We start from the raw sequence: 15,201 nt of genomic DNA, 5'->3' as shown, positions 1-15,201 counted from the left end.
ATAAAAAGAATGAAGTTACTAACTTCATTCTTTTTTACTAATAAGTAGCGTACATAATAATTTAAACATATATGCATACATTCTGTTTTGAAATAATAGTACCGGCTTTTTCTTCTAGTGCTTCATATACTTTTTCTAAAGACGTAATAATTGTTTTTCTTTTTGGATTTGTATTAACAAAATTAATAGCAGCTTCAATTTTTGGAAGCATGCTTCCCGCAGCAAATTGTTGTTCTTCAATATATTCTTCTAATTGATTCACTGTGACATGCTCTAATTTTTTTTGATTCGGTTGATTATAATTTACATACACATGATCAACTGCAGTTAAAATAACGAGCGTATCGGCATCTACTAATTCTGCTAATTTCTGCGCAGCGAAATCTTTATCGATAACTGCTTCAGTTCCTTCTAACCCTTCTTCGGAATCAATTACTGGAATTCCACCTCCGCCAACAGCTATCACTATATTTCCATCTTCGACCAAAGAATTAATCACTTTATGTTCATGAATACTTACAGGCTTCGGTGATGGAACAACGCGTCTCCACCCTCTACCAGCATCTTCTTTAAACACTGCTTTTGTTTCATCCATTAATCTTCTGGCCTCTTCTTCTGTATAAAAAGGACCAATTGGTTTAGTTGGATTTTTAAATGCCTCATCTTTTTTATCCACAACAACACGTGTTATAACCGTTGCTACGTCTTTTTTTATATTCCGTTTTTTCAATGCCTTTTCAATCGCATTTTCCATCCAATATCCAATCATCCCTTGACTCATTGCCCCACAAGTATCTAATGGCATTGCAGGTGTCTTTTCCGTTTCTGCAGCTTTTTGCTGTAATAAAATATTCCCCACTTGTGGGCCATTTCCATGCGCAATTACTATATCTACATCATTTTCCATTATTTTCACAAGTTGTTCTGCCGTTTTTTCCAACGCTTCTTGCTGCGCTCCCGCAGTAGCTTCTCCAGACTGTATCGCATTTCCCCCTAGTGCAACTACAATTTTTCTTCGTGCCATATTCCAGCCCTCCAGTTGATTTCGCTTTCACAGCGCTTTATAAAGTAATACTGCCTGTAATTAATCCATAAATCGCAAAGAATGCTAAAGCACCAATTGCTACGGATGATGCTAATTCCACTCGAGTAAATATTTGCTTCGAACTCTTTTGCTTTTGAACATTGTAGAAAATAAAAATACCTGGCGCATATAAAGTCATTGTTAATAATAAATACTCTAAACCAGCTGCATAAACTAACCACACGCCATAAATACTGGCTATCAAACCAATTACTATATTTTTATTTCGATCTACTTCTTCAGAATTTAAGCTATGCTTCAGTTGATAAAATGCTGAAAAAGCATATGGAATTAAAATAGCTGAAGATGCTAAAGAGAATGCAAAGTTATACGCCTGATCAGAAACAACGAATGTTAACAAGAACATTTGTATTAAACCATTTGTTATCCACAATGAATTTACTGGAGCCTTATTTTTATTTTCTTTTGCGAACCATTTTGGAAATACTCCATCTTTAGCCGCTAAATATGGAATTTCAGAAGCGAGCAAAGTCCAACCTAACCAAGCACCTAATACAGAGATGACCAAACCTAAATTAATAAAGATAGCACCCCATTTTCCAACAACACTTTCAAATAAATAAGCCATAGCCGGATTTTTCAAACCCGCAATATCTGCTTGCTGCATAAGTCCAAGAGACAATAATGTGATTAAAATATAAATGATGAGTGTACCAATTAAGCCAATAACGGTTGCTTTCCCTACATCACTTCTATTTTTTGCTCGACTGGATAAAACAACAGCCCCTTCTACCCCAATGAATACCCATAAAGTTACAAGCATTGTACTTTTAACTTGGCTGCCAACTGCTCCCCATGAAAAAGAACCAGTTTGCCCCCAAAATCCATCTAAGAACGTATCAATATGAAACGCGAAGATTCCTATGACAATAAATACAAATACAGGTACTAATTTTGCGATTGTAGTTACTAAATTCACAAGTGCTGCTGATTGAACTCCACGTAAAATTAACATGTGAACACACCATAATAATACGCTTGCACCAATAATGGACGCTACATTTTGCCCGCCTTCAAAGATTGGGAAGAAATATCCTAATGAAGAAAACAATAATGTACCGTAAGCTACATTTCCAAGCCAAGCAGATAGCCAGTATCCCCACGCACTATTAAACCCCATAAAATTACCAAATCCTGCTTTTGCATAGCTAAAAATACCACCATCTAAATCTGGCCGTTTTACAGTTAGATTTTGAAAAGATAATCCAAGTGCAATCATCCCAATTCCTGTTATAACCCAGCCAATAATAATGGCTCCAGCACCAGCACCTTTTGCCATATCACTCGCTAAATTAAAGGCTCCACCGCCAATCATAGACCCAACTACAAGAGCCGTTAGTGTAAACAACCCTAATTTCTTATCTTCACCCATTCCACTCACCTCTCTTAAATTGCAATAACAATACAAAAGCAATAGTGAATGATAGTGTCTAAAGGAGGAGAAAGAAGAAAGGAAGACTCCCTTTCTTCTTTACTCCATGTTTCCTAAAGTAGCTGCCATAACCGCTTTAATTGTATGCATTCTATTTTCAGCTTGATCAAATACTTTTGAATGTTTACTGCGGAATACTTCGTCAGTTACCTCCATTTCTTTCAACCCATATTTCTCATAAACTTCTTCGCCATACATCGTTTCAACATCATGAAATGCAGGTAAACAATGTAAGAAAATCACGTTTTCATTCCCTGTTGCTTTAATCATTTTCATATTTACTTGATAAGGTTTCAATAACTCGACACGTTCAGCAAATTTTTCTTCTTCCCCCATAGACACCCATACATCTGTATAAATTACATCTGCATTCGCAACAGCTTCTTCCACATTACTTGTTATCATTACCTGTTCATTATATTTTTTTGCTAAATCAATTACTTCTTGTGCAGGCCATAAAGATTCCGGTGTACAAATACATACATCCATTCCAACGATTGCTCCACCAACTAGTAAGCTATTAGCAACATTATTTCGTCCATCGCCAACGTAAACGAGCTTCACATTTTTCAATTTCCCTATATGTTCTCTAATTGTTAATAAATCTGCTAGTGTTTGTGTTGGATGCCACATATCTGTTAATCCATTCCAAACCGGCACACCAGAATTTTGTGCTAAAGATTCTACAGTTTCATGATTAAATCCACGAAACTCAATTCCGTCAAACATACGCCCTAACACTTTTGCTGTATCCTCTACAGATTCTTTTTTCCCAAGTTGAATATCACCTTTCCCTAAATATTCAGGATTTGCCCCTAAATCTGTACATGCTACTGTAAATGCACAACGCGTACGAGTAGAAGTTTTTTCAAATAAGAGCGCTACATTTTTACCTTCTAAATAATGATGCGAAATACCATTTTTCTTTTTCTCTTTTAATTCTGCTGCCAAATCTAGAAAATATAACAATTCTTCTTGTGTAAAATCTTTTTCTGCTAGAAAGCTTCTTCCTTTTAAATTTGGTCTAGTCATTAACATAATTCATCCCTACTTTCTCCGTTATTTATACTAAATATCTTTACGAACAATTGGCATACTCATGCAACGTGGACCCCCACGACCACGAGATAATTCCGAACTTAGAACCTCAATCACTTCTATACCGTGTTCCCGTAATAACGTATTAGATACATAGTTGCGATCATATGTAACAACTACACCTGGCGCGATTGCTAATGTGTTCGAGCCATCATTCCATTGTTCACGAGCAGAAGCAATTACATCTCCTCCTCCACATGGAATTAGAACTAATTCACTTAAGCCTAATACCTCTTTTAATGCTTCCATTAAAGAAGTACGATGTGTAATTTTAAGAGTTTCCTCATCTGATCCTTTTTCTAAAATATAAATATTCATATTCCCTTTTGGCCCTTGAATGGCTGGATGAATTGTAAACTTGTCATAATCAACCATTGTAAATACTGTATCTAAATGCATAAATGCTCGGCATTTTGGAATTTCTATTGCTAACACTTTCTTAATTTTATTTTGTCGGCTAAAGAGATTTTTAGCTAAACGTTCAATTGCTTTAGCTGAAGTACGAGCAGATACTCCAATCGCAATTGTTTCTTCATTTAAAATTAGCTCGTCGCCACCTTCAATTGGAAATTTATAATCACGATCTAACCAGATTGGTACATTATGTTTTGCAAATCTTGGATGATATTTAATGATGTACTCCATGAATAATGATTCACGTCTACGCGCTGGTTCTCTCATCTTATTTATCGTTAAGCCATCGCCCACGCTAGCTGCTGGATCACGAGTAAAATATAAATTAGGCATTGGATCTAAGTAAAACGGATAGTGATCTTCCATTAATTCATATAAATGTGTCTTCTTACTTGTTTCAATTTCGTTTTTCCGTACACCGCCCATAATTTTTTGAATTAATTCTTCATTTGAAAAGGAAAGTAAATATTCTTTTAAAGTTTGATGTGCAACATTTACGTCGGCCTGTCCTTCTTTTAAAATACGATCAACAAATTCTTCTCGAAGTTTTTTATCTACTAACGCCTCAGCGGCTAGTTTTTCTAAATAAAGAACTTCAACACCCCGATTGCGTAACGTTTGTGCAAAATAATCATGCTCTTTTTGAATAATTGGTAAGTATGGAATATCGTCAAATAATAATTGCTGCAAATAATCTGGCGTCAAGTTTTCCACTTCTTTACCCGGTCGTTTTAATAAAACCGTTTGTAATTCTCCAATTTCTGAAGTAACATGTATCGGATGTTTCATTTGTTGTACCTCCTTTTAAATATGTTTGATGTCTTACAAGTACATAATAAATGCTCTGCACTTTCATCTTTGTGAAAGTATCCACATTATCATTGTGAAATATTAAACAAGTTATTTTTTTAAAATCATACGAATATGTATTTTTATAACAAACTATCTCGCTTTCTCAATAAAAAATACATATATTACGCATATATGTTGAATATTTAACTTCCGTATTTAAACAAAAATCCTGTTTTTAATTTTATTAAAAACAGGATTTTTGCATCTAAATAATTAAATTTAATCTTTCTTCTATAATCTCCCTATCTGATTTCGACTGTGAAATTATAAGGCATGTATCATTTCCGCATATACATCCTATTTTTTCTTTCCAATCTAACTCATCAAATAAAACACCAATAACATGTGCATTACCAGGTAATGTTTTAATAACCATTAATTGATCTACACAATCAATTTTTACAACAACTTCTCGTAATTTTTTCTTTAACTTTATATCAGTTTGTACATGCTCTTCTGAGAAAACTTTATATATCATTAATCCTTCTTGAGAAGGTACCTTCGTTAAGTTTAACTCACGAATATCGCGAGAAACCGTAGCTTGTGTTACTAATACATCTTTTTTTGCTAACAATTCTACTAATCTTTCTTGCTTATCTATTTCATACTCCTTTACAAATTGTTTAATTAACCGTTGTCTTTTTTCTTTTTTCATAAAAGACACCCCTTTTAATATTATAGCTCGCTATAATTTTCATCCGAAAGGGACAGAAAAGAATGTTGCGGAAACGTTCATAGTTTAACTGTAAATATTAAATCAAGCTAAATAAAAAAGAGAAGAACAGCATTCTGTTCTTCCTTTTACATTGAAAATCGTTCAATTGTTTGTTTCAAATCAGTTGCTTGCTTCTCTAAATCCTTTAATAATTGATCGATTACTATCATATTTTTAGACTGTTGTAGCGTCACACGCGCCACTTCTTGCGAACCAGCTGACGTTTCTTCAGCAATTGCTGCTACAGCTTTTGTTTGTGCTCCTGTTTGATGAATGTGGCTCACTTGTTCATTCATATAACTACTAATTTGCTGAGTTGCATCGGCTACTTCCATAACACTTGATGACATTTCTTTTAAAATTAATTCCGTAGCTTCCCCACGTTTCGCCTCTTCTTTAGCTATTTTCACTTGTTCTGTCATTTTCATTGCAACTTGTTGTACTTCATCTTGCATATTCCGTAATAACTGCGATATGTTTCTTGCAGAATGATCACTTTCATCAGCAAGTTTACGTACTTCTTCCGCAACAACCGCAAAGCCTCTTCCATGCTCTCCTGCGCGAGCTGCCTCAATAGAAGCATTTAGTGCTAATAAATTCGTTTGGCTAGCAATCGCACTCACAACAGACACAATATGTTCTACTTGTTTCATTCGTTCTTCTAACTTCTGTACATTTTGCATTGAATCTTCATTTTCTTTTGCCAATGTTTGAATACCTTGAATTAAAGACGTAAAGACACGAGTACTATGCCCTAAAGCTTCAACCATTTCTGAAGACAATGTATCAGACTGCTTCGCTTTTTCTTCTACTTCACTTGCAATAGAAGTCGTTGTATCAACAGCAGAAACAATTGCTTGAATTGATGCCGCTGATTGCTCAGCGCCTGAAGAAATTTCTGCAAGTGTCTCTGATACACCTTGCGCTTGTCTCGTTGCTTCGCCTGTTTGTTTTCTAATCTGCTGTACTTGATTATTTGTATACGAAAATGTTGTATCAATATTTTTTACCATGCCCCTTAAGTTTCCTAACATCATATTAAATGCAACACTTAAAGATTTAATTTCATCATCTGTCTTCGGTAATGGAACATCTTCACGAATATCACCCTCAGCTGCTTTTCTTGCCGCTTCCTCTAACTTGCGAAGCGGTTTAATTAAAAATACGGCTGCTCCATATGCTAAAATTCCAGACCATACTACCCCTAATAACATAACGATAATATTATATACAGTTTGACTTACATAACTTTGAAAATAATCGTATATCACGTAAATAAAAAAGATACTTGTTGAATATGTAATAAAAGCTAAAACTGTAGTGAATAGCATAAGTTGTGTACGTAATCCAAAAGAAAATGTTTTCCTTTCTTTTTCCATCTTCCCTTTCCCCCTTTTTATAAGCAATATAAATACTACCTATATATTATTATCCATATTTTCATCATAGAAGGATATAGAGATTTCAAAAAATATTATTTCTTTGAATATCAAATTGCACGAAAAAAATAAAGGATTCTGACAATTTATGACTAATAACAGAAATAAGGGGCAACATTTGTAAAATATATTTTTAACTGGGGGTTTTGTATGATTCAAGTTCGAAATCTAGTAAAATCATTCGGTTCACTTGATGTGTTAAAAGGAATTGATTTAGAAGTAAAAGAAAAAGAAGTTGTTGTTTTAATTGGTGCCAGTGGTTCTGGTAAAAGTACATTACTTCGCTGTCTTAACTTTTTAGAAATGTACGATGAAGGCGAAATTCACTTACAAGGTGAGCGAATTGAGCCAAAGCATTCAAATTTAAATAAAGTCCGTGAAAATGTCGGTATGGTTTTTCAGCACTTTAACCTCTTTCCTCATATGACCTCACTAGAAAACATCATAGAAGCACCTATTCACGTAAAAAAATTAGAGAAAGCAAATGCAAAGGATATTGGAACTCAACTTCTCCAAAAAGTCGGCCTTCAAGATAAAGCAGATGTAACTCCTCATCTTCTTTCAGGTGGTCAAAAACAGCGCATTGCCATTGCACGAGCTCTTGCAATGAGCCCTAAGATTATGCTATTTGATGAGCCTACCTCAGCTTTAGACCCTGAACTTGTTGGAGAAGTATTGCAAGTTATGAAAGAACTTGCTGAAGAAGGGATGACAATGGTTATTGTTACTCATGAAATGAATTTCGCAAGAGATGTAGCTGATCGCGTCATCTTTATGGATGATGGAAAGATTGTAGAAGATGCTCCGCCAGCACAATTCTTTTCAGCTCCATCACATGAACGGGCAAAACAATTTTTACGCAACGTTTTATAATGTAACTTTTGTTTCGAACGAAAAAGAATACATTCATACGGTGCACAACTAATCATCCAAATAAAATATTTCAATAACATACTAAAAAACCATCCGTATGATCAATATATAGGAGGGATTTTATGAAAAGAAAACTATTAACCATTGTTGCTAGCATTACACTATGTACATCTTTCATACTAGGAGCTTGTAGCAAAGAAAGCTCTACTACTTCAACAAATGGTGAAAAAGAATTTCGCTATGCGATGAGTGGATTATACAAACCTTTTAACTATAAAGAAAATGACGGCAAACTTGTCGGTTTTGATGTAGAAATCGGTGAAGCTCTTGCTAAAAAGATGAACATGAAGGCTACGCCAGTTACAAACCCATGGGAAACGCTGATTCAAGGTCTTCAAGCGAAGAAATATGATGTAATACTGGGTAGTATGGCAATTACAGAGGAGCGCTTAAAAGCTGTTAGTTTCTCAAATCCGTACTATCGCTCCGGCGCCCAAATTTTTGTAGCTAAAAAGAATAACGCTATCTCTTCTCCAGAAGATTTAAAAGGTAAGAAAATTGGTGTTGTAAAAGCTAGTACCTTTAAAAATCTTGTTGCAAAATATACAGATCAAATCACAGAATATGACAGCGATATTACTGCTCTTATGGATTTAGAGCCTGGGCGTGTTGACGCAGTAATTACGGATCAAATGGTTGGTCTACGTATGATAAAAGAAGGAAAATCAAATATAAAAGAAGCCGGAAAACCATTAAATCTTGATGAAATGGGAATTGCTATTCGCAAAGATGATAAAGAAATGGTTGAGAAAGTAAATAAAGCGTTAGATGAAATCATTAAAGATGGTACGTATGAAAAGATCAGTAAAAAATGGTTCGGGCGTAATATTCTCGGTGAAGAGGAAAAAACGAAGTAAGTTAGCCATTCAAAAGATTCATAAACAGTGCCCCACTGATTAATTGTTCATTTCATGTGGGGCATTTCATTCTCTACTAAAATCTATACAATATGAGGTGAAACGCATGTTTGAAATTTTTATCTCTACCTATCCCACACTCTTAAAGGCTACTATTGTCACATTACAATTAACATTAACCTCCCTAGTACTCGGTTCATTAATTGGATTATTATTTGCTTTCTTTCGAATCTCGAATAACAAAGTTTTAAATAGCATTGCTCATATCTATATTGCTATTATTCGTGGTACACCTTTAATCGTTCAAATCGCAATTCTCTATTTTGGCATTACATCTGTCATTGTTTTCTCCCCTTTTTGGGCAGGAGCAATCGCTTTAGCAATTCATAACGGTGCATATATTACGGAAATTTTCCGGGGATCCATTCAATCCGTCGACCGGGGACAATTGGAAGCCGCTCGCTCCTTAGGTATGCCTTATCCTTTAGCTATGCGCCGGATTATATTACCACAAGCATTTCGTCTGTCTCTTCCTCCTCTAGGAAACCAATTTATTATCGGATTAAAAGACTCTTCACTTGTCGCTTACGTAGGACTGTCCGAATTATGGGGATCAGGTTTATCAATTGCAGCAGGTAACTTCCAACAATTAGATACTTACATAATCGTTGGTGTATACTATCTCGTACTTGTTCTTCTATTTACTTATTTTGTTAATCTTTTAGAAAAACGACTACAACGAAAAGAAACTAACTCCGTCCAATTCCATAAAAAGAACAAAAAAGAAGTTTCTTTATAAGAAAAAGCAAGCCTGAGATGGCTTGCTTTTTCATTGCAAAAATATATTAATTTTTACTGATTTACTTTTTTAATACTCTTTTCTTCCTCTATATGTTCCTCACGATATGAAATATTATGAGGATCTAGTCCATTTCCTAAAGAACCATAGAAATGCTCTCTATGCGGATCCACTAATTCACTTCCTTGATAATACACACGTGGTGTATTCCATAGCGCTGCCAAAGCTTTTGTCATCGGCATCTCATGATAGCGTTCCGGCCACATTTCTTTAATCTTCTCTTTTACTAACGGATAGTATTTAGAACTCATAGCAGGAAACAGATGATGTTCTGTATGATATGAGAAATTGAAATGTAAAACGTCTACCCAGCGCGGCACTGTTACTGACAAACAGTTTGCTAACGGATCATTTACTGGAACAATTGGATTTAAGCGGTGATTTGTTGCGATATATGCCATTACAATAAAGTTAGCAATTAACAACGGAATGACATATGCAAATAACCATTTTCCAGGTCCCATAATAAACAATAAACTAATCCAAACTGTCCAAGGCAAAAGAAGTTGAAGCCATACAGATTTTTGATTGGATGACTTGAACTCTTTTATAAAATGAAAGAACATTCGAGTCGAATGCAATGTAAATTGAATTGTTAGTGACAGAAAACTAAAGAATGAACGTACATGTAAAGGCATACGATATACCCAACTCAAAAACTTACTCTTCTTAAGTTTCTCAAGTGTCGGCCATGCATCCGGATCATTCTCTTCATGCTGTGTATGAACATGATGCGTTGCATTATGCCACTTTCTCCAAAGCTTTGGCCCTGTTGATAATGGCATAAATGCAATCGCGCCTAAGAAGTCACGAAGCCATGCCTTTCTTACAACAGTTCCATGTAAAATTTCATGTCCTAAAAATCCAAGTGAAGCAAAACATAATCCAAGAACAATCGCAATTCCTAGATTCGCCCACACATTCAATTCAAATACACCAATCGATATTAACCCCGCCAATGCCACAAGCAAATAAGCCAGTCCACCAAATAAACGAGTAGGCACTGGTTTAAATGCTTTTTTCGGCAAATGTGGTGATACACGTGCTGCATACCACCCAAACGTATGAAGCTCCTTCATCCTTTTGCTCCTTTCTTATGCCGCGCCTTGCGCAACTTACATATATCAATTCTTGCTTCCAGATTGATTTTACTAGATGATCCAAAAAGCATCTATTATAAGGAAAATATACTCACTCTATCGTCACTTATTTTTCGCTTTTATTATCAATGAAAAACATTTCTCTTTTTACTCTCTATCAACCTTTCCACATGATGAATCATAACAATAGAATTTCTATATTGTCAACACCTTTTATGACCTAGTAATAAAAGGTGGTTATATTTTTATAATCATACTTTATTTCACTAAAGAAAATGTATATATTCCATAAGGATTTACCCAATCTATATAGACATTTTCTTAAACGTCATAGACTCTATCTCATTCAATAACTCCCTATGTAATCAACAAACAGAATCACTTGAATTTAGTTTTATATAAATCCTACTACTTCATAATGCCCCACCTAATTAATTATATTAAAATAATTTATAACCTCTTTTAATAAAAATAGACTACTTCTAAAACAACACACATAAATTTCATATAATATGGAAATATTAAAAGGAAAATTGTTCTAAAATCAGGAGGTTTCCGCAATGACAAGTGATACATTTCCACAACTGCCGCTATCTTATTGGATTGAATCTACTCAGCTTCCTACTTTCCCTCGTTTATCCGAAAATATAAAGACGAAAGTTGCTATTATCGGTGCTGGTATTACAGGTATTACTACTGCCTATTTACTTGCAAAAGAAGGCATCGATGTTGTTTTAATTGATTCTGGTCGTATTTTAAACGGAACGACTGGGCATACAACAGCGAAAGTAACAGCACAACATGATCTTATTTATGATGAATTAATAAACCATTTCGGTGTAGAAAAGGCCGGGCTTTACTATGAATCAAATAATCAGGCTCTACAATTCATAAATGAAACTGTTCAAACATATAAAATCGACTGTAATTTCTCAAATGAAGATTCATATTTATATACAACTACCGATAACGGATTAAGAAATTTATCGAAAGAATATGAAGCTTATCAAAAATTAAATATACCTTGTGACTATGTTCAATCTCTATCGATTCCTATTCCAGTACAATCTGCGCTTATAATGAAAAATCAAGCACAATTCCATCCCCTTCTTTATTTAAAAACACTTTTAGAAAAGTTTGTGGAGATGGGCGGAAAGCTCTACGAACAAACAACAGCTATGGATGTGGAAAAGGGAGATCATCCACAAATAATTACAAAAGAGGGCCATCATATCACTTGTGAATATGTCGTCTCTTGTTCACATTTTCCTTTTTATGATGCGAATAGCTTTTTCTTTACGCGAATGTACGCAGAACGCTCCTACGCTCTTGCAATAAAAGCAAAAACGGATTATCCAGGTGGCATGTATTTAAGTATTGATGATCCAAAGCGCTCCTTACGCTATATAACAAACAATGGAGAAAAATTAATTTTGATTGGCGGAGAGAGTCATAAAACAGGACAAGGAATAAATACGATGCTTCATTATGAAGCACTTTATTCTTTTGCTGAAGCAACTTTTGGAATAGACGAAGTTCCTTATAGATGGTCAGCACAAGATTTAATCACTCTAGATAAGCTTCCTTATATCGGACATATTAACGAAAGAAATCCAAATATATTTGTTGCAACTGGATATCGCAAATGGGGCATGACAACTGGAACTGCTGCCGCTCACCTACTGAAGGACTCCATCCTAAAAGTCCACAGTCCCTATAAAGAACTGTATGCACCATCACGCTTCCATGCAAATCCAGATATAAAAACGTTCCTCTCCCAAAACATTGATGTTGCGAAACATTTAATTGAAGGAAAGATTGAAACCGCATTACGTAAGCCAGAAGATCTCGAAGTTGGTGAAGGATCTGTCGTACATGTTAACGGTAAACGAGCAGGTGCTTATAAGGACAAAGAAGGAAAATTACATATCGTCGATACAACTTGTACACATCTCGGCTGTGAAGTTGAATGGAATAATGGTGATTGTACTTGGGATTGTCCTTGCCATGGTTCTCGTTTTTCAATTGAGGGAGACGTTCTTGAAGGCCCAGCAGATCAACCGTTAAAACGAGTTGATAATGAGTAAACAAATAAAGAAGTTCAACAGAATTACTGTTGAACTTCTTTATTTGTTATAAAATCTTTTCAGATAAATTTCGACACAGGGAGGGAAATATTAACATTAAATAAAATAATATATTCATCTACGAATTAAAAGGGGTGAATATTATGCAACCTTCAGCTCCACCTCATCTAGAATCTACAGAAACTATCTTTTCAAGCTCTATTACAAAACTTGTTGTTTTTATTTGTTGGCTAGCCATTTTAGCTGATGGATATGATTTAGGTATTTACGGTGCCGTTCTACCAAAGCTCCTAGAAGACAAAAGCTGGGCGCTATCACCAGCGCACGCTGGTACAATTGCAAGCTATGCTTTATTTGGGATGTTTATTGGGGCTATTCTAGTTGGAACGATTACAGATCTAATTGGGCGTAAATGGACGCTTATATGCTGTTTAGCACTTTTTTCTATCACAATGGGTTTAGCTGCTATCGCTTCTTCTCCTGAGTTATTTGGATTATCTCGATTTATAGGAGGAATCGGATTAGGCGGTGTTATCCCAACGGCTTCAGCACTTACTGTTGAATATTCACCAAAAAAAAGGCAATCTTTTATTTATGCTCTTATGTTTACTGGCTATCCTTTAGGTATCGTATTAGGTGCTATTTTGTCTATGTTTATGTTAGAAGATTTCGGATGGAGAATTATGTTTGGTATCGGAATGATTCCACTACTCCTCATTCCTTTCATTATTCGCTATTTACCTGAGTCCATTCAATTTTTATTATCACGTAATCGCCAAGAAGAAGTGAAACAAATTCTTAATCGTTTTCAAATTAAATTTCATGTAAAAAATAAAACTCATCAAGCTCCATCTACTATACGAAAGAAAAATGGATTTTTTACTTTATTCTCAAAAGAATACATAAAAGCAACGCTACTTTTTTGGATCACTTATATAATGGGAATGTTTTTAATATACGGTTTAAATACTTGGTTACCACAGATGATGCGCCAGGCGGGATATCCTCTTGGATCTAGTCTGTCTTTTCTACTTATGCTAAATATTACCGCAGCTGTTGGTGCGTTATTTACTGGAGCAATTGCTGATCGTATAGGCGCAAAAATTGTTATTAGCATCTCTTATCTTATGGCAGCCATATGTATCGGACTATTAACAATCAAGCCATCTGTTACAATCATTTATCTTTTAATTGGCCTTGCTGGTATTGGATCGGTCGGTATTACTCAAATATTAAATGCATATGTAACACAATACTTCCCATCACATATCCGAGCTACCTCCTTAGGCTGGGGACTGGGACTTGGCCGAGTTGGTGCAATTGCTGGCCCTATTCTCATCGGTATTATTATGACAATGCAATATGACTTAGCATGGAATTTTTACTTATTCTCCTTTGCAGGTCTTATCGCAGCTATATCTGTTTTCTTCATTCCTACAAAATAAAAAGAGCACAAACTTACTTGTGCTCTTTTTCATATGCTCCAAACAACATGTCTCGAAATAGTGTATTTAAAATTTCAATATCGATCCCTGATCCCTTTTCAATTCCTTTTACATATTGCCCATAGTAATGAATTTGTTCTTCTAAAAATTGATTTAGCACCTTAATTTTCAATCCAACATCTAATTCAGTACCTGCTTTTTTCTTTATTAACAACTTTTCAATCTCATCTAATACACTACTTTCTAATGGTAATTCTGTAATCAATCGATCAAATTCTACAGGTGGTAAAGTTGCTTTCTCTTCTAGCCACTTACAAGCTAAAATAGGACGTAATACATAAAAGTACTTTTTCAGCTTTACATTCTCACCTTGCAAAAATTCACGATAATTTTTCGACGCCATATGTAAATAATGATATATCGTTGCTTTTGGATCAAAATTCTTCTCACTCATCTGTTGAAGTAGTTCTGGAAAATTAGAGTTTTTCGAATAAAAAATTGGTGATCGAATCCACTCAAGTAAAGCTGGGTTCGACTTCGCGAATAGTTGCAACGCCTTTTTAATATCCCAACCACTTATATCTAAATCATCACTAATTGGATATTCAATTACATCTCGTTTGTCATGAATTGATAAATACCATTCTACCGGATGTATATAAACAAACCTAACATCATAATCGCTATCTTTCGATGGAAACCCCCAAGCACGACTCCCTGATTCCACCGCAAATAAAATTTTCACATCATTCTCTTTTTCAATTCTTTCTAACTCCAACTCGATTTTCTCTCTCATTTCATAACATCTCCATTTTTTGATTATTTCCTTGGAAATTCGACAATACACTATTAATTTTACTACATA

Annotated in this window: 12 protein-coding genes and 2 pseudogenes; 5 read left to right on the top strand and 9 right to left on the bottom strand. The window is 34.9% G+C overall.

Translation table 11 applies throughout. The features are described from left to right. Positions 1-61: 61 nt before the first annotated feature. From arcC to NST86_RS34765, 7 genes and pseudogenes are all read right to left on the bottom strand, one after another. A complete protein-coding gene (arcC, locus tag NST86_RS02090) occupies positions 62-1,024 on the bottom strand; it encodes a carbamate kinase (protein WP_098616510.1) in 963 nt (320 codons plus the stop codon). 37 nt (positions 1,025-1,061) lie between these two features. Beyond that, positions 1,062-2,477 carry an arginine-ornithine antiporter gene (gene arcD / locus NST86_RS02085; RefSeq protein WP_000503402.1) on the bottom strand — a complete coding sequence of 472 codons (1,416 nt, stop codon included), beginning with the start codon at positions 2,475-2,477 and terminating at the stop codon, positions 1,062-1,064. A gap of 99 nt (positions 2,478-2,576) precedes the next feature. Then, a complete protein-coding gene (gene argF, locus NST86_RS02080; protein WP_086423820.1) occupies positions 2,577-3,575 on the bottom strand; it encodes an ornithine carbamoyltransferase in 999 nt (332 codons plus the stop codon). Positions 3,576-3,605: 30 nt separating this feature from the next. Further along, positions 3,606-4,838 carry an arginine deiminase gene (arcA, locus tag NST86_RS02075; protein ID WP_000682331.1) on the bottom strand — a complete coding sequence of 411 codons (1,233 nt, stop codon included), beginning with the start codon at positions 4,836-4,838 and terminating at the stop codon, positions 3,606-3,608. A 268-nt stretch (positions 4,839-5,106) separates the two neighbouring features. Next, positions 5,107-5,556, bottom strand: a complete 450-nt coding sequence (gene argR / locus NST86_RS02070; RefSeq protein ID WP_000711827.1) for an arginine repressor — start codon at positions 5,554-5,556, stop codon at positions 5,107-5,109. A 146-nt stretch (positions 5,557-5,702) separates the two neighbouring features. Further along, positions 5,703-6,275 (bottom strand): annotated as a pseudogene (locus tag NST86_RS34770) (methyl-accepting chemotaxis protein); the annotation flags it as partial. Between the two features lie 369 nt (positions 6,276-6,644). Continuing rightward, positions 6,645-6,830: pseudogene (locus NST86_RS34765) on the bottom strand (HAMP domain-containing protein); the annotation flags it as partial. Positions 6,831-7,205: 375 nt separating this feature from the next. Between NST86_RS34765 and NST86_RS02060 the strand changes: the two are divergent. The 3 genes from NST86_RS02060 (at position 7,206) to NST86_RS02050 (ending at position 9,644) form a co-directional block, all read left to right on the top strand. Then, the gene (locus NST86_RS02060) at positions 7,206-7,928 is read left to right on the top strand and encodes an amino acid ABC transporter ATP-binding protein (RefSeq protein WP_000616934.1); all 723 of its coding nucleotides are present in this window, start codon (positions 7,206-7,208) and stop codon (positions 7,926-7,928) included. A gap of 122 nt (positions 7,929-8,050) precedes the next feature. Beyond that, positions 8,051-8,845, top strand: coding sequence for an ABC transporter substrate-binding protein (locus tag NST86_RS02055; RefSeq protein WP_000823768.1), 795 nt, complete (start codon positions 8,051-8,053; stop codon positions 8,843-8,845). Positions 8,846-8,888: 43 nt separating this feature from the next. Continuing rightward, positions 8,889-9,644: an amino acid ABC transporter permease gene (locus NST86_RS02050; protein ID WP_115735448.1), complete on the top strand. Its 756-nt coding sequence runs from the start codon at positions 8,889-8,891 to the stop codon at positions 9,642-9,644. A gap of 53 nt (positions 9,645-9,697) precedes the next feature. Here NST86_RS02050 and NST86_RS02045 read toward each other — a convergent pair whose 3' ends face one another. Further along, positions 9,698-10,783 carry a fatty acid desaturase family protein gene (locus NST86_RS02045; protein WP_000661226.1) on the bottom strand — a complete coding sequence of 362 codons (1,086 nt, stop codon included), beginning with the start codon at positions 10,781-10,783 and terminating at the stop codon, positions 9,698-9,700. 581 nt (positions 10,784-11,364) lie between these two features. Between NST86_RS02045 and NST86_RS02040 the strand changes: the two genes are divergently transcribed. Then, a complete protein-coding gene (locus NST86_RS02040; protein WP_000199992.1) occupies positions 11,365-12,891 on the top strand; it encodes an FAD-dependent oxidoreductase in 1,527 nt (508 codons plus the stop codon). A gap of 143 nt (positions 12,892-13,034) precedes the next feature. Beyond that, a complete protein-coding gene (locus NST86_RS02035) occupies positions 13,035-14,336 on the top strand; it encodes an MFS transporter (RefSeq protein ID WP_340933043.1) in 1,302 nt (433 codons plus the stop codon). 13 nt (positions 14,337-14,349) lie between these two features. On the opposite strand, the gene NST86_RS02030 is transcribed toward NST86_RS02035, so the two are convergent. Then, complete coding sequence (locus tag NST86_RS02030; protein ID WP_016117095.1) at positions 14,350-15,132, bottom strand: nucleotidyltransferase domain-containing protein; 783 nt, start codon at positions 15,130-15,132, stop codon at positions 14,350-14,352. Positions 15,133-15,201: the final 69 nt, after the last annotated feature.

It is taken from the genome of Bacillus sp. FSL L8-0199 (assembly GCF_038005705.1).
Lineage (GTDB): Bacteria > Bacillota > Bacilli > Bacillales > Bacillaceae_G > Bacillus_A > Bacillus_A cereus.
The sequence above is the reverse complement of the archived record's forward strand: the minus strand, read 5'-3'. Positions and strand labels throughout refer to the sequence as shown.

Coding starts and splice junctions, on each gene's coding strand:
- NST86_RS02045 (WP_000661226.1), bottom strand. CDS start 10,783: ATGAAGGAGCTTCATACGTTTGGGTGGTATGCAGCACGTGTATCACCA.
- NST86_RS02040 (WP_000199992.1), top strand. CDS start 11,365: ATGACAAGTGATACATTTCCACAACTGCCGCTATCTTATTGGATTGAA.
- arcC (WP_098616510.1), bottom strand. CDS start 1,024: ATGGCACGAAGAAAAATTGTAGTTGCACTAGGGGGAAATGCGATACAG.
- NST86_RS02060 (WP_000616934.1), top strand. CDS start 7,206: ATGATTCAAGTTCGAAATCTAGTAAAATCATTCGGTTCACTTGATGTG.
- NST86_RS02035 (WP_340933043.1), top strand. CDS start 13,035: ATGCAACCTTCAGCTCCACCTCATCTAGAATCTACAGAAACTATCTTT.
- argR (WP_000711827.1), bottom strand. CDS start 5,556: ATGAAAAAAGAAAAAAGACAACGGTTAATTAAACAATTTGTAAAGGAG.
- argF (WP_086423820.1), bottom strand. CDS start 3,575: ATGTTAATGACTAGACCAAATTTAAAAGGAAGAAGCTTTCTAGCAGAA.
- arcD (WP_000503402.1), bottom strand. CDS start 2,477: ATGGGTGAAGATAAGAAATTAGGGTTGTTTACACTAACGGCTCTTGTA.
- NST86_RS02055 (WP_000823768.1), top strand. CDS start 8,051: ATGAAAAGAAAACTATTAACCATTGTTGCTAGCATTACACTATGTACA.
- NST86_RS02030 (WP_016117095.1), bottom strand. CDS start 15,132: ATGAGAGAGAAAATCGAGTTGGAGTTAGAAAGAATTGAAAAAGAGAAT.
- arcA (WP_000682331.1), bottom strand. CDS start 4,838: ATGAAACATCCGATACATGTTACTTCAGAAATTGGAGAATTACAAACG.